Source organism: Burkholderia sp. LMG 13014 (assembly GCF_905232215.1).
Lineage (GTDB): Bacteria > Pseudomonadota > Gammaproteobacteria > Burkholderiales > Burkholderiaceae > Burkholderia.
This window is the reverse complement of record NZ_CAJNKE010000817.1, coordinates 1-2,126: the sequence shown is the minus strand read 5'-3', so window position 1 is coordinate 2,126 and position 2,126 is coordinate 1. Positions and strand designations below refer to the sequence as shown.

3 protein-coding genes are annotated in these 2,126 nt (G+C 68.4%); 2 read left to right on the top strand and 1 reads right to left on the bottom strand.

The features are described 5' to 3' along the window. Window positions 1-376 (bottom strand): cupin domain-containing protein (locus JYJ84_RS34955; protein ID WP_205190149.1); only part of this gene is annotated, 376 nt, incomplete at its 3' end. 72 nt (window positions 377-448) lie between these two features. Between JYJ84_RS34955 and JYJ84_RS34950 the strand changes: the two genes are divergently transcribed. After that, entirely contained in the window at window positions 449-838 is a 390-nt protein-coding gene (locus tag JYJ84_RS34950; protein WP_174971955.1) for a VOC family protein, read from the top strand. Window positions 839-948: 110 nt separating this feature from the next. Then, window positions 949-2,126 (top strand): DUF1479 domain-containing protein (locus JYJ84_RS34945; protein WP_205190148.1); only part of this gene is annotated, 1,178 nt, incomplete at its 3' end.

Here is a 2,126-nt window from a genome sequence, read left to right as displayed (position 1 = left end):
CCGGGTCGAAGCGCAGGCCCGGAGCGGCACGCCGTAGCAGCGAGCGCAGCGGCGCGTATTCGGGGCAACAGTCGGCCAGCCGTCGTACCCAGTCGCCGTCGAACCAGATGACGAGCGCGACTTCGGGCGCCTCGCGATCGATGCGTGCGTTCGACGACCACGTATGCGGCAGGTTGGGCGGCACGAGCACCAGGTCGTCGTCCGCGTAGTGCGCGACGTGATCGCCGATGAAGCGCCGGCCGCGGCTGTTGAGCGTCAGCGTCAGTTCGTATTCCGGATGGCGATGCCATTCGAACGGAATGCGGGCGAGCTGGCGGTGATACACGCGGATCGAACAGCCGGGGGCGAACGTCACGTGCTCGTACTGCGGTTTCATCGCGGCCTCCGGGCGAGGGCGGGCATCGCGCCGTGGCATGATCGTGAGCATTCGTCACGACGGAGCGATGCGATGTTTTCACATGTTTGCGTGGGTGTGACCGACACCGCGCGCGCCTACGATTTCTATGCGCCGCTGTTCGCGGAGCTCGGGTTGCGCCTGAAATTCCGCGAGCCGGACGGCTGGTCGGGCTGGATGCCGGCCGATGCCGACCGGCCGCTGTTCTTCTTCGGCCAGCCGCTCGACGGCCGCGCGCCCGAACCGGGCAATGGCCACACGATTGCGTTCGTTGCACCGACGCGCGCGCACGTCGATCGCTGCCACGCGCTCGCGCTGCGCCACGGCGGCACCTGCGAAGGGCCGCCGGGCCTGCGGCCGGACTATCACCGCGACTACTACGGCGCCTATTTCCGCGATCCGGACGGCAACAAGCTGTGCGTGGTCTGCCATCGTCCGGAGTGACGTACGGTTGTCAGGATTGTATCGATAGTTGGCCGAATAGCGGTAATTGCGGTCGCGCACCGGCCGTACGCTGACAGCACATCACGACACCTGTCAGCGAGGAGACCACGATGCAACTGACGATTGACGACCTGCCTGCCGCGATTCGCGCGGCGAAAAGGGGGCTGCGCACCGATTTGCCCGGTTATGCGGCCACGTTCCGCGAACTGGAGGGCGATATCGCGCGGCAGGTCGACGCGATCCGCCGCGCGCATGCGCATGGCCGTGACGTGATTCCGGTGGTGCCGTTCGCGGACATCGCGGGCGGGACCGTCGATCCGCACGCGGTTGCGGCGATCCGCACGCATGGCGCGGTCGTGATCCGCGGCGCATTCGGTGTGCAGCAGGCGCGCGACTGGAACGACGAGATCGGCGCGTACCTGGACGCGAACCGCTTCGCGGAGCGGCTGCATGCGCGTGCCGAAGACCGCTATTTCGGCAATCTCGCCTCGGGCAAGCCGCAGATCTACGGTGTCTACTGGTCGAAGCCGCAGGTGGCTGCGCGCCAGTCTCTGGCGCTGACCCAGGCGCGCGTATTCCTGAACCGCCTGTGGCGACACGCGGAAGGCGGGCGTACCCACTTCGATCCCGAACAGGTGCCGGCCTATGCGGACCGGATTCGTCGCCGCCCGCCCGGCTCGACGTCGCTCGGGCTGTCGCCGCACGTCGACGGCGGTTCCGTCGAACGCTGGCTCGGCGCGAATTTCCGCCAGGTCTACCGTCACGTGCTGGCCGGCCGCTGGCGCGATTACGACCCGTTCGATGCGGCGTTCCGCCCGGACGTCGAGGAGATCCCGTCGCCGGCCGTGTGCTCGATGTTCCGCACGTTCCAGGGCTGGACCGCGCTGACGCCGCAGGGGCCCGGCGACGGCACGCTGCAGTTGATCCCGGTCGCGAACGCGATGGCCTACGTCGTGCTGCGCGCGCTGCAGGACGATGTCGCCGATGACGACCTGTGCGGCGCGCGTCCGGGCCGCGCGCTGTCGATCCGGCCCGAATGGCACGCGCTGCTGCTCGACGCACTGGTGCCGATCCCGCACATGGAGCCGGGCGACGCGGTGTTCTGGCATGGCGACGTCGTGCACGCGGTCGAGGATGCGCATCGCGGCAATGGCGACAGCAACGTGATGTACATCGCGGCCGCGCCCGGTTGCGCGAAGAACGACGCGTACCTGCAGCGCCAGCGGGCTGCGTTCCTGCGCGGCGAGAGCCCGCCCGATTTTCCGGCCGATCATTTCGAGGTCGAATT